The sequence below is a fragment of the Nocardioides albertanoniae genome (assembly GCF_006716315.1).
Classification (GTDB): domain Bacteria; phylum Actinomycetota; class Actinomycetes; order Propionibacteriales; family Nocardioidaceae; genus Nocardioides; species Nocardioides albertanoniae.
In genome coordinates this window covers 2,314,037-2,333,287 of the sequence record NZ_VFOV01000001.1, presented here as the reverse complement: position 1 = coordinate 2,333,287, position 19,251 = coordinate 2,314,037, and the positions used below count along the sequence as shown (strand labels likewise).

The following is a 19,251-nucleotide window of genomic DNA, read 5'->3' as shown; positions in this document are numbered from 1 at the left end:
AGACGACATTCCTACCAGTCGCCTCCGACAGCCCGAGCCTCGCGGACACCGCGTAACTCAGATCACAGGGAGCCGCTAGGTTGACCGCACCTAACATTTCTCAGGAGGCCTTAGGTGAACCCCCTCACCCCCAGTACGCGACGCCGGCCCAGGCTGCTCGTCGCGCTCTCGGCTCTCGGGCTGGCGCTCGTCACCGCCGTGATCAACATCCCCAGCACCAGCGCGGAGGCGACCACGACGCCGCACGCGACAGCGGCCGGGACCTCGACACCGACCTCCGGCACCGGCTGGCTCGCCGGCCGGGGCATCGCCGACGTCACCGGCGAGCCGCTGGGGGTGGGCATGATGGGCTACGCCGACACCTCCCAGTTCACCGAGGGGCTCCACCAGCGCCAGCGCTCGCGGGCGTTCGTGATCGAAGACCGGGCCAGCGGCAGGCGCTTCGTGCACGTCACCGCCGACATCGGGATGATCTTCTCCAACATCCGCAACGACGTCATGGATCGTCTGGCCAAGACCTACGGCGACACCTACGGCGAGCAGAACGTCATGTTGACGGCCACCCACACGCACGCCGGCGCGGCGGGATTCAGCCACTACAACATGTACAACCTCTTCTCCGGCGGCCAGCACGAGGGCACCGAGAGCGCGATCGTCGACGGCATCTTCCGCTCGATCGTGCGCGCCCACGACGACCTCGCCCCGGCCGAGCTCTCCCTCGGCATCTCCGAGGTCGACGACGCCAACGTGAACCGCTCCCGCGAGGCGTACGACCGAAACCCGGCCGGCGACAAGGCCTTCTTCGGCGAGCGCGGCACCGACACCCAGTCGACGACCATGAGCATCCGGCGCAACGGCAAGCTCGACGGGGTGATCAACTGGTTCCCCGTGCACGCGACCAGCCTGCCCACCAGCAACAAGCTGATCAGCCCCGACAACAAGGGCTACGCCGAATACCACTGGGAGCGCGAGGCACGCGGCGTCGACTACGTCACCGACAGCGACGACCCCGGCATGGTCAGCGCCTTCGCCCAGACCAACGCCGGCGACATGAGTCCCAACCTGGCGCTCAAGCCCGGCACCGGCCCGACCGACGACCCGTTCAAGAACACCCGGATCATCGGCGGACGCCAGTACCAGGGCGCCCTGCGCGGCACCGAGGCCACCCAGCAGGAGCTGAGCGGCGGCCTCGACTCCCGCCTCGTCTACGTCGACATGTCGAAGGTGGAGGTCGGCCGCGAGTTCACGCCCGACGGCAAGGTGCACCACACCTGCAAGGCCGCGCTCGGTGCCCCGTTCGCAGCCGGCTCGACCGAGGACGGTGGCGGCGGGCTGCCGATCTTCAAGGAGGGCAAGGACGGCGGCAACCCCGTGTTCGACCTGATCTCGAAGATCGCCTACACCGCCAGCCCGGCGCTGAAGGCCTGCCAGGCACCGAAGGAGATCGCGCTCCCGGTCGGCGTCGTCGGGATGGTGCAGCAGAAGCTGCCCGTGCAGCTGGTCAGGATCGGCGACCTCTACCTGGTCGGCCTGCCGCAGGAGGTCACGATCACCTCGGGCCTGCGGTTGCGGCGCGAGGTCGCCGAGGTCACCGGCGCCCCGATCGACCACATCCTCGTCAACGGCTACGCCAACGCCTACGCCCACTACCTGACGACGCCCGAGGAGTACGACTCCCAGGAGTACGAGGGCGGCTCGACGCTCTTCGGCCGCTATCAGCTGCCCGCCTACCAGCAGGTCGTCTCCGAGCTCGCCACCTCGATCGAGCAGGGCACCGAGCTCGAGGTCGGCACGCGTGCCGGAGACCCCGCCTACGTGCCCGGCACCCCTGCCACTGTCTCCAGCGACAGTCTCGGTCTCGGCCTCCACCACGGCGATGTGCTCACCGAGCCTTCGGCCTCCAACCGGACCGGCGAGGAGGTCAAGGCCGTCTTCGCCGCCGCCAACCCTGACAACGACCTGCGCCACGGCGACACCTACCTCAGCGTCGAGCGGCGTACGGGCTCGGGCTGGGTGCGCGTGGCCGACGACGGCGACTGGTCGACCAAGATCCGGTGGGCGACCGGCAGGTCGCTCGGGATCGACGCCACCGTCACCTGGGTGCCCGAGCAGGCCGGCACGTATCGGATGCGCTACTTCGGTGCCGCCAGGAAGCCGCTCGGCGCGGGGCTGAAGGAGTTCAGCGGCACGACGCGTACGTTCCAGGTGCGCTGACCCGAAAGCCGCCGGCGCCCCGTCCCAGGGTATGGGACGGGGCGCCGGAGTTGTCAGGCACTTCTTGGACTTGATGGGTGTTTCAGTGCCCGTCAAGTCCAGGGATACCCGGTCGACCGGGTATCCCTGGAAGCCGGATCAGGCGCCGGCAGCAGCCTTGAGCGCGTCGGCGCGGTCGGTGCGCTCCCAGGTGAACTCGGGAAGCTCGCGGCCGAAGTGACCGTAGGCAGCCGTCTTGGCGTAGATCGGACGCAGCAGGTCGAGGTCGCGCAGGATCGCGGCCGGGCGGAGGTCGAAGACCTCGAGGACGGCCTTCTGGATGTTGGCCTCGGGCACCGTGTGGGTGCCGAAGGTCTCCACGAAGACGCCGACCGGCTGGGCCTTGCCGATGGCGTAGGCCACCTGCACCTCGGCGCGACGGGCGAGGCCCGCGGCGACGATGTTCTTGGCCACCCAGCGCATCGCGTACGCAGCCGAGCGGTCGACCTTCGACGGGTCCTTGCCCGAGAAGGCGCCGCCGCCGTGGCGGGCCATGCCGCCGTAGGTGTCGACGATGATCTTGCGGCCGGTCAGGCCGGCGTCACCCATCGGGCCACCGACCACGAAGCGGCCGGTCGGGTTGATGTGCAGCTTGTAGCCGTCGAAGGGAACCGATGACTTGAACCGCTCGAGCACCGGCTCGATGACGTGCTTCTTGATGTCGGCGTGCAGCTGCTCCTGGGTGGTCTCCTCGGAGTGCTGCGTCGAGAGCACGACGGTGTCCACACGGACGGCCTGGCCCTCGTCGTCGTACTCGATGGTGACCTGGGTCTTGCCGTCGGGGCGCAGGTAGTCGAGCGTGCCGTCCTTGCGCACCTCGGTCAGCCGCTCGGCCAGCGTCTGGGCCACCTTGATCGGCAGCGGGAAGAGCTCCGGGGTGTCGTCGCAGGCGTAACCGAACATCAGGCCCTGGTCACCGGCGCCCTGCAGGTCAAGCTCGTCGATCGAGGTCGCCAGCCGGTGCTCCTCGGCGGTGTCCACACCCTGGGCGATGTCCTGGCTCTGCGCACCGATGGCCACCTGCACGCCGCAGGAGTGACCGTCGAAGCCCTTGAGCGAGGAGTCGTAGCCGATGTCGAGGATCTTCTGGCGCACCAGCTGCGCCACCGGCGCGTAGGCGTCGGTGGTCACCTCGCCCGCGACGACGACCAGGCCGGTGGTCAGCAGGGTCTCGACGGCTACCCGGCTCTTGGAGTCGTGCTCGAGCAGGTAGTCGAGCACGGTGTCGCTGATCTGGTCGGCGATCTTGTCCGGGTGCCCCTCGGTCACCGACTCCGACGTGAAGAGACGTCCGGTCACGTGTAACTCCGTTTCACAGGTTCATGTGGGTGGTTCAGGTCGATACGGCAATCGTTCTGGTCGACAAACATAGACCCCGAATCCCAAGACCGCAGCCGTGGTCCTCATCGTGGCGCCTGGCGTGTCGTCAGTTCGCGCGCTGTTCATCCAGACGTAGGCGTACTTGGTCCCAGATGACCTCGGCGAGCGCCGACTTCGCGCCCTCGTCGACGTCGACATGGCCACCGTCGGCGCTCAGGATGACCGCCTTGTTGACCTCGCTGCCGAAGACCGCTCCACCGCTGACGTCGTTGACGACGAGCAGGTCGCAACCCTTCCGCTTGAGCTTCGCCGCGGCGAGGTCGAGCACCGAGCCGGTCGCATCGCCGGTCTCGGCCGCGAAGCCGACCACGACCTGGCCCGGCCTCGCCCGCTGTTGAGAGATCTCGGCGAGGATGTCGGGGTTCTGCACCAGCTCGATCGTCGGGGCCGACCCGTCGTCGGCCTTCTTGATCTTGGCGTCGCTCACTCCCGTGGGCCGGAAGTCGGCCGGCGCGGCGGCCATGACGACCGCATCGGCACCGGCGGCCGCCGAGACGACGGCGTCACGCAGCTCGGCGGTGGTGCCGACACGGAGCACCTTGACACCAGCCGGGTCGGCGAGCGCGACGTTGGCGGCGATCAGGGTGACCTCGGCGCCGCGGGCGGCGGCCGCGCGAGCGATCGCGTAGCCCTGCAGACCCGAGGACCGGTTGCCGAGGAACCGTACCGGGTCGAGGTATTCGCGAGTGCCACCGGCCGAGACGACCACGTGGTGACCGGCCAGGTCGGCCCGGGCACCGTGCGCCAGCACGGCGCGGGAGAGCTCGTAGATCTCGGCCGGGTCGGGCAGCCGGCCCTTGCCGGTGTCTTTGCCGGTCAGGCGGCCCTCGGCGGGCTCGATGACGATGTTGCCGCGCTCGCGCAGCGTCGCCACGTTGGCCTGGGTGGCCGGGTGCTCCCACATCTCGGTGTGCATCGCCGGGGCGAAGACGACCGGACAGCGCGCGGTGAGGAGCACGTTGCTCATCAGGTCGTCGGCCAGCCCGTGGGCGGCACGGGCGAGCGTGTTGGCGGTAGCCGGCGCGACCACGACGAGATCGGCCTGCTGCCCGATCCGCACATGGGGCACCTCGGTGATGTTCTCGAAGACGCCGGTGGCGATCTCCTTGCCCGACAGCGCCGCCCAGGTGGGCGCGCCGACGAACTCGAGGGCGGAGGCCGTCGGCACCACGGTCACGTCATGGCCCGACTCGGTGAACCGGCGCAGCAGATCGGCCGCCTTGTAGGCAGCGATGCCACCCGCGACCCCCAGAACCACGCGCGGCCGCTGCTCGTGGAGAGCAGCGGCCGGGGGCACCGAGGCGGAGCCAGAGGCAGTCATCGGAGCCTGTGATCGGTCGGCGACGATGCCAAGGATCAGGCTTCGGCGGGCGTGTCGGCAGCCGCAGCCTGGGCGGCGAGCTCGGCCGGGTCGATGTCCTCGCAGGTGAGCAGGTCCTCGTTGATCTCGCGCAGCGCGATCGAGAGGGGCTTCTCCTGGACATGGGTGTCGACCAGCGGGCCGACGTATTCCAGCAGGCCTTCGCCGAGCTGGGAGTAGTAGGCGTTGATCTGGCGAGCCCGCTGAGCGCTGTAGAGAACCAGCTTGTACTTGCTGTCGGTCTTCGTCAGCAGGTCGTCGATCGAGGGGTTGGTCACGCCCTGGGCGTCGATCTGAGGGGCAGCCACGTGAGCCTCACTTGTCGGCTTGGTCGGATTTCTTGCTCGGGATGCCGAGCGTCATCAAGGTTACCAACTCTTCGGCTGCCTGATGAACTTCGTGGTTCACGATGGTGACGTCGAACTCCTTCTCCGCCGCCAGCTCGACCCGCGCAGTCTTCAGCCGACGCTCCCGCTCGGCCTCGGTCTCGGTGCCTCGACCGACCAGGCGGCGTACGAGCTCTTCCCAGGTCGGCGGCGCCAGGAACACGAAGATCGCCTCCGGCATGGTCTCGCGCACGAGCCGGGCGCCCTGCAGGTCGATCTCGAGCATCGCGGGCCGGCCGTCGCTCAGCGCCTTCTCGACAGGGCCGCGCGGCGTGCCGTAGCGGGCCATGTTGTGGACCGTGGCCCACTCCAGCAGCTGGCCCTCGGCGACCATCGTGTCGAACTCCTCGTCGGAGACGAAGAGGTAGTGCACCCCGTTGACCTCGCCCTCGCGAGGCTTCCGGGTCGTCGCCGAGACGGACAAGAAGACCTCGGGGTGGTCGTCGCGGACAGCCGCCGAGACGGTGCCCTTGCCGACCGCGGTCGGGCCGGCCAGGACGACGAGTCGCTTCTCCTGGCTCGCGTCCGGGCCTGCTCCCGGGCTCGGTGAGATCTTCTCGTCCGTCATCAGACTCATCGGCGAGCGAACTCCTCGACCAACGCGGCCACCTGCTTGGGGCCGAGGCCCTGCACACGGCGGCTCATCGCGATGCCGAGACGTTCCATCATCTGGGTCGCCCGCACCTCACCGAGGCCGGGGTGAGAGGTCAGCAGGTCGATGACCTTCATCTTGCCGACGACCTCGTTCTTCTTGCCCTCCTCGATGACCTCGGTGACGGACATGCCGCCAGTACGGACCTTGTTCTTGACAGCAGCCCGCTCCTGGCGCGAGGCCGCGGCTTTGGCAAGCGCGGCAGCGCGCTGTTCAGGGGTGATGTCCGGAGGCAGAGCCACGAAGACTCCCTTTCACGATCAATTGTTCACGTCAACTGGGCAACCGGGGTGCGCGGCAACTGGGATCGTGGCCCCCCGGCTGAGCGCTTTCACTAAGCGCTCGCGCCAATCTAGCCATTACGTTGCCAGCGCGGCAATCGGGGTTGCCGTATCGATGCACAGCAGGTTCACAACGTCAGCGAGGTGTGGCAGACATCGCGCGCCTGCTGCTGGACGCGTACGGATGCCTTCTGTGTCTTCTTGCTGCTCACCTTCGTGGCAGCATCGGCGATCTTCTTCGTCTCGGCGTCACTGACGCCCTTCGGCGGCTTGCCGCCGTCGAAGTCGTCGGCGCCGACGTCTGCGGCCTCGAGTGCCTTGCTGAGGCCGGAGATCGCCCCCGTGAGCGTCTTCCAGTCCTTCTCGATGTCGTCGGGGGCGTTGCGCTCGAGATCCTCGAAGATCGGCAGAGCGGCGATCAGGCTGCTGGTGCCGCCCTCCCCCAGCGTGTTCGTCAGCTCCTTCTGATGGCCCTTCAGCGAGCCGCAGTAGTCCTCGGTCTGATCACCGCACGCGCTCATGCCGACGGCGAGGATCGGGACGACGAGGATCTGGGCGGCCACCCGGAGAGTGATCATCGGGCCAGTGTGTCAGGCGCCGAGGTGGTTCCTTCATCAAGGTATGCAGAGGCGAGGTCGCCTCCCGCGCGGAGGTCCGCACGGGAGGCGACCCGATCGCTGCATACCTTGACGGAGGGGCAGGCCTCAGCCGAGCTCGTCGCGCAGCCGCAGCGCCTCGTCACGCAGCGCGGCCGTGTCGGGGCCCTTCCGGAGCAGGCCGCGGCTGGTGCTGGCCACGACGTTGGCGTTGGCGGCCCCGAAGATGCGGGCCAGGTCGGCCGGGGTGCCGCCCTGCTGGCCGAAACCCGGCGCCAGGATGGGGCCGTTGAACCCGAAGTCGTACGCCACACCCGCGCCGTCCACGCCGCCGATCGTCGCGCCGACGACAGCCCCGAAGGAGCCCAGCGGCTCCTCGGCGTCGTTGAGCCGGCGTAGGTGATCGAGCATGACCCGCCCGAGGCTGCGACCGTCCTCGACCGTCGCGTGCTGCACCTCCGGGCCCTCCTTGTTGGAGGTCAGGGCGAGCACGAAGAGCCCGGCATCGTGCTTGGCGGCCGTCTCGACGAACGGGGTCAAGGAGCCGAAGCCGAGGAAGGCGCTCACGGTCACCGCGTCGCAGGCCAGCGGGCTGGACGGGTCGAGATAGGCGTCGGCGTAGGCCTGGCTGGTCGAGCCGATGTCGCCGCGCTTGGCGTCGAGGAGCACCAGCGCCCCGGCCGCCCTCGACTCCGCGATCACTCGCTCCAGCACCGCGACCCCGCGGGAGCCGAAGCGCTCGTAGAAGGCGCTCTGCGGCTTGATGACCGGCACGTGTGGTGCCAGTGCCTCGACCGCGGTGAGTGCGAACCGCTCGAGTCCGGCGACGTCGTCGTCCAGGCCCCAGGCGTGCAGCAACGAGGCGTGCGGGTCGATGCCCGCACAGAGACGGCCACGCTCGCTGAGCGCGGCCGCGTATCGTGAGCCGAAGGTCATCGCTGCGTGCCTTTCGTGTCTGCACCGCTGGCGACCCGGCGGGCGTAGAGCGGTCCCTCGTAGATGAACCCGGTGTAGCCCTGGAGAAGGTCGGCGCCGGCCTCGAGGCGTTCGCGGGCGTCGTCTGCGGTCGTGATGCCGCCGACGCCGATGAGGGTCATCGTCTCCCCCACCCGGGCGCGGAGCCGTTCGAGCACCTCGAGCGAGCGGGCCCTGAGCGGCGCGCCCGAGAGCCCCCCGGCGCCCGCCGCGGCGATGTCGGCGGTAGTCGAGTCGAGCCCGTCGCGGCCGATCGTGGTGTTGGTCGCGATGATCCCGTCGAGGCCGATGGCCAGGGCCAGGTCGGCCACCTCGGTCACGTCGGAGTCGGCCAGGTCGGGGGCGATCTTGACCAGCAGCGGCACCCGGTGCTTGGTGACCTGATCGGCGATCGAGCGTACGTGCTCCAGCAGCGGCTGCAGCTTCTCGACCGACTGCAGGGTGCGCAGGCCGGGCGTGTTGGGGCTGCTCACGTTGACGACCAGGTAGTCGGCGTAGGGCGCCAGCAGCTGGGCCGACTTGGCGTAGTCGGCCTCGACGGCCGCCTGGTCGTCCTCCGGCACGAGCTTGGTCTTGCCGATGTTGATGCCGAGGACCGGTCCGCCGGTAACGGCTCCGCGCCGCTCGAGGCGGCTCGCCAGACGCGCGGCGACGGCCTCGGCGCCCTCGTTGTTGAAGCCCATCCGGTTGATCACGGCTCGGTCGGCGGGAAGCCGGAAGAGCCGTGGCGCCGGGTTGCCCGGCTGCGCCTCTCCGGTGACCGTGCCGATCTCCACGTGACCGAAGCCGAGGCCGCCCAGCGCGTCGATCCCGACGGCGTTCTTGTCGAAGCCGGCCGCCAGCCCGATCACGTTGGGGAAGGTCAGACCCATGGCGTGCACGGGAGAGCCGGGCGTCGGCGCCTTCGACAGCGCCGGGCCGGCCGCACGGATCGCGGCGAAGGCCTGCTGGTGGGCCCGCTCGGCGTCGGTCCTGGTCAGGACCTTGTCGAACAGGGTGCGGTAGGGCCTGATGCCCGGGCGCTTGGCGCGCTTGTGTTCGCTCACCGGCCGCTCACCCCGCCGTCGTGGTGTCCGACGACCTCGCGCCACTCCTGCAGGCTGCGTACGTCGATCTCACCGCGCCGCAGCGCCTCGATGCCCTGCACGGCGGCGCCGAGGCCCTGCACCGTGGTGATGCAGGCGATGTTGGCCATCACCGCGGCGGTGCGGATCTCGTAGCCGTCCATCCGGGCCTCCTTCGCGTTGGAGGTGCCGTTGGGCGTGTTGATGACCAGGTCGACCTCGCCGGCGAGGATGCGCTCGACGGTCGTCTTCTCCCCGTCGGGGCCGGTGCCCTCGGAGTGCTTGCGCATCAGCCGCGACGGCACACCGTTGCGGCGCAGCACCTCGGCGGTGCCCTCGGTGGCGAAGATCTCGAACCCGTGGTCGGCGAGCACCTTGATCGGGAAGATCATGGTGCGCTTGTCGCGGTTGGCCATGGACACGAAGATCCGGCCCTGGGTCGGCAGCGGCCCGAAGGCGCCCGACTGGCTCTTGGCGAAGGCGCGTCCGAAGTCGGAGTCGAGACCCATGACCTCGCCGGTCGACTTCATCTCCGGCCCGAGCACCGTGTCGACCTGCTGGCCCTGCGGCGTGCGGAACCGGTTGAACGGCATCACCGCCTCCTTGACCGCGATCGGCTGCTGAGGAGGCAGTGCTCCCCCGTCGCCGGTCGCGGGAAGCACGCCGGCGGTACGCAGCTCGGCGATCGACTCTCCGAGCATCACGCGGGCCGCGGCCTTGGCCAGCGGCGTGGCGGTCGCCTTGGAGACGAACGGGACGGTGCGGGACGCACGCGGGTTGGCTTCGATCACATAGAGGACATCGGAGCCGAGCGCGTATTGGATGTTGAGCAGGCCGCGTACGCCCACGCCCTTCGCGATCCCGAGGGTGGCCACGCGGATGCGCTCGACCTCGGCAGCGCCCAGGGTGATCGGCGGCAGCGCGCAGGAGGAGTCACCGGAGTGGATCCCGGCCTCCTCGATGTGCTCCATGACGCCGCCGAGGAACAGCTCGTCGCCGTCGTAGAGGGCGTCGACGTCGATCTCGACCGCGTCGTCGACGAACTTGTCGACCATCACCGGCTTGTCGGGGGTGACCTCGGTGGCGGCCTCGATGTAGGAGCGCAGCGCCTCGTCGTCGTAGACGATCTGCATGCCACGCCCGCCGAGGACGTAGCTCGGGCGGACCAGGACCGGGTAGCCGATCTCGGCGGCGATCTCGCGGGCCTCGTTGAAGGTCGTCGCCATACCGTGCTTGGGCGCGACCAGGCCGGCCTCGGCCAGCACACGGCCGAAGGCGCCGCGCTCCTCGGCGAGGTGGATCGCCTCCGGCGAGGTGCCCACGATCGGCACGCCGTTGTCCTTGAGACCCTGCGCGAGCCCGAGCGGAGTCTGGCCGCCGAGCTGGCAGATGACGCCGACGACCGGACCGGCCGCCTGCTCGGCGTGCACGATCTCGAGCACGTCCTCCAGGGTGAGCGGCTCGAAGTAGAGCCGGTCGGAGGTGTCGTAGTCGGTGCTCACCGTCTCCGGGTTGCAGTTGACCATCACGGTCTCGTAGCCGGCCTCGCTCAGCGCGAGGGAGGCGTGCACGCAGGAGTAGTCGAACTCGATGCCCTGCCCGATCCGGTTGGGGCCCGAGCCGAGGATGAGCACGGCCGGCTTCTCCCGCGGTGCGACCTCGGTCTCCTCGTCGTAGGAGGAGTAGTGGTAGGGCGTGCTCGCGGCGAACTCGGCCGCACAGGTGTCGACGGTCTTGAAGACCGGGCGGATGCCGAGGGCGTGGCGTACGCCGCGCACCACGTCGGCGGTCATGCCGCGCATCTTGCCGACCTGGACGTCGGAGAAGCCGTGGCGCTTGGCGTAGCGGAGCACGTCGGCGGTGAGCTCGGGCGCCGCGATGATCTCGCGGGCGATCTCGTTGACCAGGAAGAGCTGGTCGATGAACCAGGGGTCGATCTTGGTGCTCTCGAAGATCTCCTCCGGGCTCGCACCGGCCCGGATCGCGTCCATGACGCGCTTGAGCCGGCCGTCGGTCGGGGTCTTGATCTCCTCGAGCAGCGCGAGCTTGTCGAGCTCGATGATCTCCTGGGTCCAGTCGAAGACCGCCTCGGGCTTCTCCAGGCTGCGCAGCGCCTTCTGCAGCGCCTCGGTGAAGTTGCGGCCGATCGCCATCGCCTCGCCGACGCTCTTCATGTGCGTCGTCAGCGCGGTGTCGGCGCCGGGGAACTTCTCGAACGCGAACCGCGGCACCTTGACCACGACGTAGTCGAGGGTGGGCTCGAAGCAGGCCGGGGTGCTCTGCCCGTCGGGGCGGCGGGTGATGTCGTTGTCGATCTCGTCGAGCGTGTAGCCGAGGGCCACCTTGGCGGCGATCTTGGCGATCGGGAAACCGGTCGCCTTCGAGGCCAGCGCCGAGGAGCGGGAGACACGCGGGTTCATCTCGATGACGATGATCCGGCCGTCGACCGGGTTGACCGCGTACTGGATGTTGCAGCCGCCGGTGTCGACGCCGACGGCACGGATGATGCCGATCGCGAGATCACGCAGCTTCTGGTACTCGCGGTCGGTCAGCGTCATCGCCGGCGCGACGGTGATCGAGTCGCCGGTGTGCACGCCCATCGGGTCGAGGTTCTCGATCGAGCAGACGATGACCGAGTTGTCCTTGCGGTCGCGCATGACCTCGAGCTCGTACTCCTTCCAGCCGAGGATCGACTCCTCCAGGAGCACCTCGGTGGTCGGGCTCGCCGCGAGGCCGGCGCCGCCCAGACGGCGCAGCTCGGCCTCGTCGAAGGCGAAGCCCGAGCCGGAGCCGCCCATCGTGAAGCTCGGCCGGATGACGACGGGGTAGCCGAGCTCCTCGGCGCCGGCGAGCAGGTCGTCCATCGAGTGGCAGATGACCGACTTCGCGCTCTCGCCGCCGAGCTCGGCCACGATCTCCTTGAACTGCTCGCGGTTCTCACCGCGCTGGATCGCGTCGATGCTCGCGCCGATCAGCTCGACGTCGTACTTCTCCAGGATGCCGCGCTCGTCGAGCGCCACCGCGCAGTTGAGCGCGGTCTGGCCGCCGAGGGTGGCCAGCAGGGCGTCGGGGCGCTCCTTGGCGATGACCTTCTCGACGAACTCAGGGGTGATCGGCTCGACGTAGGTCGCGTCGGCGAACTCGGGGTCGGTCATGATCGTGGCCGGGTTGGAGTTGACCAGGACGACCCTGATGCCCTCCTCGCGCAGCACGCGGCAGGCCTGGGTGCCGGAGTAGTCGAACTCGCAGGCCTGGCCGATGACGATCGGGCCGGAGCCGATCACGAGCACGGACTTGATGTCTTCGCGCTTGGGCATCGCTCAGACCTCCTTCGCCATGGTTGCGATGAAACGGTCGAAGAGGTAGCCGGCGTCGTGCGGGCCGGCCGCGGCCTCCGGGTGGTACTGGACGGAGAAGCCCTTAAGCTTCCCGGTCTCGGCGTCCTTGAGCTCGAGGCCCTCGACGCAGTCGTCGTTGAGGTTGACGTGGGAGACGGTCGCGATGCCGAACTCGGTCTTCGTCTCCTCACCCACAGGCGCGTCGACGGCGAAGCCGTGGTTGTGGGCGGTCACCTCGACTTTGCGGGTGGTGAGGTCCATGACCGGCTGGTTGATGCCGCGGTGACCGTACTTGAGCTTGTACGTCCCGAAGCCGAGCGCGCGACCGAAGAGCTGGTTGCCGAAGCAGATGCCGAAGTAGGGGATGTCCTCGGCCAGCGCCTTCTGGAGGAGCTCCACCTGACCGGTGGTCGCGGCCGGGTCGCCGGGGCCGTTGGAGTAGAAGAGGCCGTCGGGGTTGACCGCCTTGACGTCCTCGAGCGTCGCGGTCGCGGGGAGCACGTGCACCTCGATGCCGCGCTCGGCCATCCGCTCCGGGGTCATCTCCTTGATGCCCAGGTCGAGGGCCGCGACGGTGAACCGCTTCTCGCCCTTCGCCTCGACGACGTACGTCTCCTGGGTGCTGACCGCCTCGGAGAGGTTCGCGCCGCTCATCTCGGCGCTGGCACGCACCTTGGCGAGCAGGGCCTCGGGGTCGGTGTCGATCGTCGAGATGCCGACGCGCATCGCACCGCGCTCGCGCAGGTGACGGGTCAGCGCGCGGGTGTCGATGCCGGAGATGCCGACGACGGACTGGTCACGGAGGTCGTCGTCGAGCGTGCGCTGGGCACGCCAGCTCGAGGAGACCCGGGCAGGGTCGCGTACGACGTATCCGGCCACCCAGATCTTCTTCGACTCCGGGTCCTCGTCGTTGACGCCGGTGTTGCCGACGTGCGGAGCGGTCATCACCACGACCTGCTGGTGGTAGCTCGGGTCGGTCAGCGTCTCCTGATAGCCGGTCATGCCGGTGGAGAACACGGCCTCGCCGAAGGTCTCGCCCTCGGCGCCGAATGACTCCCCTCGGAAGGTTCGACCATCTTCGAGTACGAGGAGTGCTTCTTTGTGGGCATGCAGCGGCACGCCGTACCTCCTTCTCCGCCTCACAGGACGGTGCTTAAAGGATGTCGGTCAACTGATGGTGACAGTATCAGCGAGATGCGGCCTGGCCGCAGTCGCCGGCCACGGGTCGGTCGTGTCGTACGTCTCGACCCGTGACCGACGCCACAAGCGACGGTGCCGGTTGCCGGTCAGTTGCCGGTCGATCGCCGGTCAGTTGTGGGAGTGGGGCGGGACGACCGCGCCCTCGGAGGGCTGCACGATCACGAAACCGGCCCCCTGGAACGCGACCTGGAACGCCTCGCCGCTGCCGCGGCCGATCAGCGCACCGGCTGTGAACGACTTCTGCAGGCTGGTCTGCAGCCCGACCGACCAGCCGACGACGGCGTTGGTGTCGGTGAAGGTCGGCGCCTCGGCGGCGTTGAGGACCACCGGCTCGCCGTCGGTGGTGACCGCGACCCAGCCGGTGCCGCGCAGCGTGGTGTTGAAGAGGCCACCGGTGAGCATGCCCGCGCCCTGGACGCGTTCGATGTTCCACTGCAGGCCTCCCGAGAAGGCGAGCACGTGGTCGCCGTTGATCGAGATGCCGGAGTTGTTCAGCCGGAGGATGTGGACCTCCTTGGCCGCGTCGGCCAGGAAGACGTCACCCTGGCCCTCGACACCCATCAGGCTGAGCCCCTCGCCGGTCACGGCACGCTTGAGGAACTTGCCCATGCCGCCGCCCTGATACTTGAACGAGACGTTGCCCTGGTAGGCCACCATCGACCCCTGGCGGGCCTGGAAAGGCTCACCCACGCGCACGCGCAGCAGCTTCTTGTTCTGCAGCACCGCGCCCTCGCCCTCGACCTCCGTGAACCGGCCGTCGATCAGGTCGCCCGAGATCCCGGCGAACGCGTCGCCGGCGGGCTGGCCCTGCTGTGCTGGCTGCTGTGCCGGCTGCTGGGCCGGCTGCTGGCCCTGATGCTGGGCAGGCTGCTGGGCCTGCTGGCCGTACTGCGCCTGCTGCGCGAACTGGCCAGACTGTTCCTGGGCGCTCTCCGCGTAGGCCGCCTGCGCCTGAGCGGCCGGTGCCGCTCCGACCTGCGTCGGCGCCTCCTGCTCCATCGACGCCCGAGGCGGCGTCAAGGGTGCTGTCGACTGCTGCCCGCCCGTGGAGATGTGCTCGGTCCACTGGCTCCCGTCGAAGTAGCGAAGCTCGCCCTGTCCGGTCGGGTCCGGGTACCAGTTCGCGTCCGTCATCTAAAACCCCTGCGTTCACGGACCCACATCGGTCCTTCTCACTTCCATCCTGGCATGCCCGCGATGCGCGACTCGCCGGTGATCCACGCTCGCGGCCGGTTTCTGTGACCTTCGCCTTCCGAGCTCGGCCCCGAGAGGCCGGACTCCTCAGAGCAACAGAGCCGGCTCCCAGCGCCATGAGCGAGGATCAGGCCGTAAGGGTCGTCAGCTTCTCGAGCATCCGGCCCATATGGGGATCGAACAGCCGCGGATCGCCGGAGCGGATCTCGGCCGGCGTCCACCAGCGCACACCGGCGTACTCCCGCTCGTCGGGCGCCAGCGGGTCACGGTGGTCGCGGGAGAGCACGAACCAGAGGCTGACGTCGGTGTGCTGGTCGGGGCGTTCCGGTCGTGTGTCGGTGACGGTGAGCAGGAGCGGACGCGGCCCGAGGTCGCGATGGAACCGAGCCTCGACGCCGAGCTCCTCGAGGCACTCGCGACGCACGGTGTCTGCGGGATGCTCGCCGGGCTCGACGTGACCGCCTGGCGGCAGCCAGAGGCCCGACTTGCGGTGGTCACCGAGCAGGACGTGGCCACTGGCCAGGTCGACGGGCAGGAAGTAGGAGACCAGGTGCTTGGCCGGTTCGGTCGGATCGCTGCGTCGCCTGAACACGTCGTCGGTCCCGTCCAACCACGCTGACGCGTCAGCCAGGTGGCTGCTCTCCACCGTGTCCATCGGCTGGATCGAGGCCACCATGGTCGAGATGTCGGCCAACGGGCCGTCGTCCGCGCTCATGGTCGAGCACCATATCCGGATGACTGCGACACGCTGTGACGGTTCTCGCAGGTCATTGCGTTGCAGGGGCGTGCAGCGCTAGCGTTTCGATGTTTCATCCAGAATCCGTGCGGGGGTACGCCATGACCGAGACGTCGATCAGCATCGACAAAGAGTTGTTGGCCGAGGCGAGAAAGATCGCCGGGACCACGACCAACCAGGCTGCGATCGACCACGCGCTGCGTGACCTCGTCGACCGGGAGGCCGCGGCGGCCGAGTTCGATCGCATCGTCACCCGTGAGCTCGGCGACACGAAGGTCACGCTGGAGTTCTAGCGGTCGGTCTGCGCTCTGGAGGTCTGAGCGTCAGGCGACCTCCGTGCTGACCATGTCCATCGGCATCGGCCAGAAGTCTTTGTCGGTGGCCAGGTGGATGACCTCGACCGGGACCGGGGCTGCCCGACAGGCTGCGTAGAGCTCGGCGGCGTTCCTCCGATCGCTCGCGCCCGGAGACCCGCCGCCCGGTCTGCACAGCAGGAACGCGACCCGGTCGAAACCCATGTCGCCGACCAGCTGCCCCATCATGGTCGCGACGTTCTCGGAACCTTCCGCGTCGATCTCGGCGGGCATCTCCTCGATCTGGCCCAACTGTGGGAACGGGACGCCGTCACGACCGATGAACATGAACCACAACCGAGGCTCGGGCCACCCGAGCGGGTTGATCAGATGGCGCCAGGCGGCCTCGACGTCGGCCTGGGTGCGGAGGACTGGAGCGTACGGAGTCTTGGCTGTCATGGGGACAGCGCACCACGGCGTCGAGAGCAGGACAACGAGGTACGCGGCGGCTGTGGATAACTCTGCTCATCCACAGGGTTTCGCCCGCAAGTGGCCCGTCAGGGGCGCAGCTGAAGCTCCGCTCCCGACCAGCCCCGGCGCAGCCAGCGGTCGTGGGAGGCGACGACGACGGTGCCGGGCGTGACCCCGATCGCCTCCTCCAGCTCGCCGGCGAGCGTGAGCGAGATGTGGTTGGTGGGCTCGTCGAGGAGCAGCAGATCCGGGCCGGTGGCCACCGCGATCGCCAGGTCGAGGCGGCGGCGCTGACCGACGCTGAGCGCACCCACCGGACGACCGAGGTCGCGCGGGTGGACCAGGCCGAGGCCTCGCAGCGGCACCCGGTCGGCCAGCTCCTCCCCCACGGACTCCTCATAGACGTCGCGCACCTTGCGACGCAGGTCGCCGAACTGCGGGTCCTGGGTGAGCTCCTCGACGTGACGGGCGCCGATCTGCACCTCGCCGGAGGTCGGCTCGACGCGCCCGGACAGCACCCCGAGCAGGGTGGACTTGCCACTGCCGTTGGGCCCCGTGATCAGCACGTGCTCGCCCGCGGTGATGTCGAGCACCGGCAGCTCGAGGCGACCCTCGACGACCAGGTCGCGTACGACGGCCACCCGTCCCGCGGCGCCGGCCGAGGAGAGCCCGGTGCTCAGGTGGAGCGGCGGGGGCGGCTTGCGTACCTGCGTCTCCTCGGCATCCTCCAGTCGCCGGGTCGCGTCCTTCTTGCGGCGGGCGAGGCTGCGCTCGACGTTGCTGCCCTTGAACTTGTAGATGAACTTGTCGTTGTCGGTCGGGCCGCGGTTGTGGGCGATCGCGTCGTTGCCGATCTTCGTCGCGGCGCGCAACCGCTTGAGCTCGTCCTGCTGCTCGGTGAAGGTCTGCTCCCACCGTTCGCGTGCCGCCTTCCGGGCATCCTCGTAGGCGGTCCAGCCGCCGCCGAAGAGGCGCCCGCCGGCGCCGTCGGTGCCCCCGGCGCCGTGCGGGACCGGGTCGAGATCGAAGAGCCCGGTGGCGACCTCGTCGAGGAAGACACGGTCGTGAGAGGCCATGAGCACGGCGCCGGGCAGCTCACGCAGGAACTCCCCCAGCACGGCGACCGCGTCGTCGTCGAGGTGGTTGGTGGGCTCGTCGAGCAGCAACGCGTCCGGTCGGCGAGTGATCGCGGTCGCGAGCGCCAGCCTGGTCCGCTGACCGCCGGAGAGCGTGCTGATCGGACGCTCCCTGTCGAGCCCGCTCAGGCCGAGTCGGTCCGCGGCCAGGAGGGCTCGCCGATCGGCGTCCCAGGCGTCGTGGGCGACAGCGAAGTCGAGCGCGCTCGCGTACGTCTCGGCGATCTCGGGTTCATCGAGGCGGTCGGCGAGCTTCTCGACCGTCTCGACGGCCTCTCGCAGCGGACGCAGCGTGGTGGCGAGCACGTCCTCGATGCTCGCCTCGTCACGGAACGGCGGCTCCTGCGGCAACCAGACGAGGTCGTCGGGCGACTCGAGTGTGCCTGTGCGTTGGGCGGTGAGCGGTAGCTCGTGTGCGATAGCGCGGAGCAGTGTGGACTTGCCGGCGCCGTTCTCCCCCACGAGCGCGATCCGCTCGCCCGGGGAGACGGTGAGGTCGATCCCGGCGAGGACGGATCCGCTGCGGAAGGAGACGGACAGATCACGGACGAGGATCGGACCGGACGAAGTGATCGAGAATGACATGACGGCGCTGGCCTTCGGGTTCGAGGACGACCCGCCGGGCAGATGCCTCGGGCGCGGGTCGGAGGTCAGCGCGAGATCTTCATGATGCGACGAGCGTACGTGGGCGACGGCTGCGACGTCCAGCCGATTATTCGCAGGTCTGGCCGCGCAGGTCTAGTCGGGCAGGGTCTAGCCGCGGAGGATCTTCTCCATCGCCTTGCCCTTGGCCAGCTCGTCGACGAGCTTGTCGAGATAACGCACCTGACGCATCAGCGGGTCTTCGACCTCCTGGACCCGCACACCGCAGACGACACCGGTGATCAGCGTCGAGCCCGGGTTGAGATCTGCGGCGGCGAAGAACTCCTCGAAGCTCGTCCCGGCCTCGACGTGCTTGGCGATCGCGTCGTCGTCGAAGCCGGTCAGCCAGGTGATCACCTGGTGCAGTTCGGCGGTGGTGCGACCCTTCTTCCCCACCTTCGTCACGTAGTGCGGGTAGACGGAGCCGAAGGGCATCTTGTAGACGCGTTCGAGGTTATCCACGCGGCCGAGCCTACTTCTCGGCGAGGAGCTGATACATCCCCGCGATTCGCACGAACGGCTCTTGGTCGCACAGCTCCCGTTCCAGCTCGAGGAGCCGGTCGAAGTAGGCCGGGTCGTGCTTGGGTTCGTTGTCGGTGAGCAGGTCGTTGGCGATCCTGGTGCCGAAGCGGCCGGTCAGCCGCAGGCCGGCGGCTGCGAGCTCGGCCTCGAGGTCGGGCATCGCGATCTTTCGTACGTCGTGGTCGAAGGTCTGTGCGTGCCTGGTCTCCGCGCGCAGCTCGGTGAGCGCGGCCTCGGGTCCGCCGGTGACCAATTCTCGTAGCACCATGCTCGCCGGGTTGGGGACCATCACCGAAACCCGGCCGCCGGGGCGCACGGCAGCCGCCAAGCGGCGTACGTCACCGGCGTCAGCCGGTCGGTACTGGAGCACGAAGTGGCACAGCACCAGGTCCCACTCGCCGCCGGGGAGGCCTCCGTCGATGTTGTCGTCGAGGCCGCCGACGATCGTGGTCACAGCGGTACCGGCCTCTCCTGCGCGACGCTTCGCCTCGCCCAACCAGGACTCCGACGGGTCGAGGATCGTCACCTCGTGGCCGGCCAGAGCCAGCGGCAGCGCGTCCATCCCGTCACCGCCGCCGACATCGAGGATTCGCAGCCTCTCCCCCAGCTCAGCGCACTGACCTCGGAGGATCTCCTCGACCACTGTGTAACGGATCCGCGCCCACGGCGTCGCGGTGTAGTCGCGCCACTGCGCGAGCCTGTCGGAGAAGACGTCGGTCATGAGCGCGGAGCCTAGCGGCAGACGCGGTCCCTGCGGGATGGATCAGACGAC

18 protein-coding genes are annotated in these 19,251 nt (G+C 69.0%); 2 read left to right on the top strand and 16 right to left on the bottom strand.

Features of this window, described 5'->3' with window-relative positions:
- Window positions 1-114 precede the first annotated feature (114 nt).
- Window positions 115-2,214 (top strand): neutral/alkaline non-lysosomal ceramidase N-terminal domain-containing protein, encoded by a 2,100-nt coding sequence (locus FB381_RS11080; protein WP_211352391.1) that lies wholly within the window; start codon window positions 115-117, stop codon window positions 2,212-2,214.
- Window positions 2,215-2,352: 138 nt separating this feature from the next.
- On the opposite strand, the gene metK is transcribed toward FB381_RS11080, so the two are convergent.
- From metK to FB381_RS11020, 12 genes are all read right to left on the bottom strand, one after another.
- On the bottom strand, window positions 2,353-3,552 hold the full coding sequence (metK, locus tag FB381_RS11075) for a methionine adenosyltransferase (protein ID WP_141780342.1): 1,200 nt from the start codon (window positions 3,550-3,552) through the stop codon (window positions 2,353-2,355).
- Window positions 3,553-3,679: 127 nt separating this feature from the next.
- A complete protein-coding gene (coaBC, locus tag FB381_RS11070) occupies window positions 3,680-4,891 on the bottom strand; it encodes a bifunctional phosphopantothenoylcysteine decarboxylase/phosphopantothenate--cysteine ligase CoaBC (protein ID WP_141782714.1) in 1,212 nt (403 codons plus the stop codon).
- A gap of 98 nt (window positions 4,892-4,989) precedes the next feature.
- Complete coding sequence (rpoZ, locus tag FB381_RS11065) at window positions 4,990-5,301, bottom strand: DNA-directed RNA polymerase subunit omega (protein WP_141780341.1); 312 nt, start codon at window positions 5,299-5,301, stop codon at window positions 4,990-4,992.
- Window positions 5,302-5,308: 7 nt separating this feature from the next.
- Complete coding sequence (gene gmk / locus FB381_RS11060; protein WP_141782713.1) at window positions 5,309-5,947, bottom strand: guanylate kinase; 639 nt, start codon at window positions 5,945-5,947, stop codon at window positions 5,309-5,311.
- Window positions 5,948-5,952: 5 nt separating this feature from the next.
- On the bottom strand, window positions 5,953-6,273 hold the full coding sequence (mihF, locus tag FB381_RS11055; protein ID WP_141780340.1) for an integration host factor, actinobacterial type: 321 nt from the start codon (window positions 6,271-6,273) through the stop codon (window positions 5,953-5,955).
- Between the two features lie 167 nt (window positions 6,274-6,440).
- Window positions 6,441-6,890: a hypothetical protein gene (locus FB381_RS11050; protein ID WP_141780339.1), complete on the bottom strand. Its 450-nt coding sequence runs from the start codon at window positions 6,888-6,890 to the stop codon at window positions 6,441-6,443.
- Window positions 6,891-7,016: 126 nt separating this feature from the next.
- Window positions 7,017-7,844 carry an orotidine-5'-phosphate decarboxylase gene (gene pyrF / locus FB381_RS11045; RefSeq protein ID WP_141780338.1) on the bottom strand — a complete coding sequence of 276 codons (828 nt, stop codon included), beginning with the start codon at window positions 7,842-7,844 and terminating at the stop codon, window positions 7,017-7,019.
- Window positions 7,841-8,929, bottom strand: coding sequence for a quinone-dependent dihydroorotate dehydrogenase (locus FB381_RS11040; protein ID WP_211352390.1), 1,089 nt, complete (start codon window positions 8,927-8,929; stop codon window positions 7,841-7,843). The genes pyrF and FB381_RS11040 overlap by 4 nt, the downstream gene beginning before the upstream one ends.
- On the bottom strand, window positions 8,926-12,264 hold the full coding sequence (gene carB / locus FB381_RS11035; RefSeq protein ID WP_141780337.1) for a carbamoyl-phosphate synthase large subunit: 3,339 nt from the start codon (window positions 12,262-12,264) through the stop codon (window positions 8,926-8,928). The genes FB381_RS11040 and carB overlap by 4 nt, the downstream gene beginning before the upstream one ends.
- A gap of 3 nt (window positions 12,265-12,267) precedes the next feature.
- Window positions 12,268-13,404 carry a glutamine-hydrolyzing carbamoyl-phosphate synthase small subunit gene (gene carA, locus FB381_RS11030; RefSeq protein ID WP_141780336.1) on the bottom strand — a complete coding sequence of 379 codons (1,137 nt, stop codon included), beginning with the start codon at window positions 13,402-13,404 and terminating at the stop codon, window positions 12,268-12,270.
- 189 nt (window positions 13,405-13,593) lie between these two features.
- Window positions 13,594-14,619, bottom strand: a complete 1,026-nt coding sequence (locus tag FB381_RS11025; RefSeq protein WP_141780335.1) for an AIM24 family protein — start codon at window positions 14,617-14,619, stop codon at window positions 13,594-13,596.
- A gap of 187 nt (window positions 14,620-14,806) precedes the next feature.
- Complete coding sequence (locus tag FB381_RS11020) at window positions 14,807-15,394, bottom strand: NUDIX hydrolase (RefSeq protein ID WP_141780334.1); 588 nt, start codon at window positions 15,392-15,394, stop codon at window positions 14,807-14,809.
- A 122-nt stretch (window positions 15,395-15,516) separates the two neighbouring features.
- On the opposite strand from FB381_RS11020, the gene FB381_RS11015 reads away from it, so the two are divergent.
- On the top strand, window positions 15,517-15,708 hold the full coding sequence (locus FB381_RS11015) for a type II toxin-antitoxin system VapB family antitoxin (protein WP_170225129.1): 192 nt from the start codon (window positions 15,517-15,519) through the stop codon (window positions 15,706-15,708).
- Between the two features lie 30 nt (window positions 15,709-15,738).
- Here FB381_RS11015 and FB381_RS11010 read toward each other — a convergent pair whose 3' ends face one another.
- The 4 genes from FB381_RS11010 to FB381_RS10995 all read right to left on the bottom strand — a co-directional run bounded on the left by FB381_RS11010 (window position 15,739) and on the right by FB381_RS10995 (window position 19,200).
- Window positions 15,739-16,167, bottom strand: a complete 429-nt coding sequence (locus FB381_RS11010; RefSeq protein WP_141780332.1) for a hypothetical protein — start codon at window positions 16,165-16,167, stop codon at window positions 15,739-15,741.
- Window positions 16,168-16,265: 98 nt separating this feature from the next.
- Window positions 16,266-17,900, bottom strand: coding sequence for an ABC-F family ATP-binding cassette domain-containing protein (locus FB381_RS11005; protein WP_141780331.1), 1,635 nt, complete (start codon window positions 17,898-17,900; stop codon window positions 16,266-16,268).
- Window positions 17,901-18,068: 168 nt separating this feature from the next.
- A complete protein-coding gene (locus FB381_RS11000; protein ID WP_246088062.1) occupies window positions 18,069-18,419 on the bottom strand; it encodes a DUF2200 domain-containing protein in 351 nt (116 codons plus the stop codon).
- 10 nt (window positions 18,420-18,429) lie between these two features.
- Window positions 18,430-19,200, bottom strand: coding sequence for a methyltransferase domain-containing protein (locus FB381_RS10995; RefSeq protein ID WP_141780330.1), 771 nt, complete (start codon window positions 19,198-19,200; stop codon window positions 18,430-18,432).
- Window positions 19,201-19,251: the final 51 nt, after the last annotated feature.

What these genes read in the sequence shown, in the direction of transcription:
- gmk (WP_141782713.1), bottom strand. Translation starts at nt 5,947, where the DNA reads ATGACGGACGAGAAGATCTCACCGAGCCCGGGAGCAGGCCCGGACGCG.
- FB381_RS10995 (WP_141780330.1), bottom strand. Translation starts at nt 19,200, where the DNA reads ATGACCGACGTCTTCTCCGACAGGCTCGCGCAGTGGCGCGACTACACC.
- FB381_RS11005 (WP_141780331.1), bottom strand. Translation starts at nt 17,900, where the DNA reads ATGTCATTCTCGATCACTTCGTCCGGTCCGATCCTCGTCCGTGATCTG.
- FB381_RS11015 (WP_170225129.1), top strand. Translation starts at nt 15,517, where the DNA reads ATGACCGAGACGTCGATCAGCATCGACAAAGAGTTGTTGGCCGAGGCG.
- FB381_RS11050 (WP_141780339.1), bottom strand. Translation starts at nt 6,890, where the DNA reads ATGATCACTCTCCGGGTGGCCGCCCAGATCCTCGTCGTCCCGATCCTC.
- FB381_RS11010 (WP_141780332.1), bottom strand. Translation starts at nt 16,167, where the DNA reads ATGACAGCCAAGACTCCGTACGCTCCAGTCCTCCGCACCCAGGCCGAC.
- pyrF (WP_141780338.1), bottom strand. Translation starts at nt 7,844, where the DNA reads ATGACCTTCGGCTCACGATACGCGGCCGCGCTCAGCGAGCGTGGCCGT.
- FB381_RS11020 (WP_141780334.1), bottom strand. Translation starts at nt 15,394, where the DNA reads ATGAGCGCGGACGACGGCCCGTTGGCCGACATCTCGACCATGGTGGCC.
- FB381_RS11025 (WP_141780335.1), bottom strand. Translation starts at nt 14,619, where the DNA reads ATGACGGACGCGAACTGGTACCCGGACCCGACCGGACAGGGCGAGCTT.
- carB (WP_141780337.1), bottom strand. Translation starts at nt 12,264, where the DNA reads ATGCCCAAGCGCGAAGACATCAAGTCCGTGCTCGTGATCGGCTCCGGC.